1 pseudogene is annotated in these 636 nt (G+C 55.1%); it reads left to right on the top strand.

What is annotated here, in order from left to right:
• Nucleotides 1-159: 159 nt before the first annotated feature.
• Nucleotides 160-636: pseudogene (locus C495_RS18535) on the top strand (glycine--tRNA ligase); the annotation flags it as partial.

Here is a 636-nt window from a genome sequence, read left to right on the forward strand (position 1 = left end):
GGTTGATACACCAAACCCGCTCGAAAGAGCACTCTCCACCACATACCGATGACAGCACCAGAAGACCAGACCGAATCGAAACACGACAACACTGATGACGGCCGAGAGACTTCGAACCATCAACCCGAATTCAAGGAGAAATCGAGGAGTCACGACGAGCTGGAAGAACTAGCGCGACGACGAGGCCTCTATTCCCCCGCCGCTGAAGTCTATGGCGGTGTGGCCGGTTTCTACACCTATGGTCCTACGGGCGCTGCGATCAAGCGCAACGTGGAAACCGCATGGCGGAATCGCTTCGTTGTCACAGAGGACAACTTTGAGATTGAAACNCTTATTGGTGGCATGCCGAGCCTGCGATCACCGTCATCGTGCAGATCAGCTCGTTGAAGACCATACTGACATCACTGATGCTGAGCATTTAGCTCCTGAGCAGGTTGAGGACCTGATTGCATCTCACGGCCTCGCATGCCCGGACTGTGGCACATCGCTCGCCGATTGTCCGGTTGAAGAATTTCAACTGATGTTCGAAACGACCATCGGTCCTGGCGAAGGCCGCACCGGCTACCTTCGGCCTGAAACCGCCCAAGGTACACTCGTCGAATTCCCTCGCCTCGCCGAGTATTCGAATAAGGAAAC

This window comes from Natronorubrum sulfidifaciens JCM 14089, from assembly GCF_000337735.1.
In the GTDB taxonomy this organism is placed as follows: Archaea; Halobacteriota; Halobacteria; order Halobacteriales; family Natrialbaceae; genus Natronorubrum; species Natronorubrum sulfidifaciens.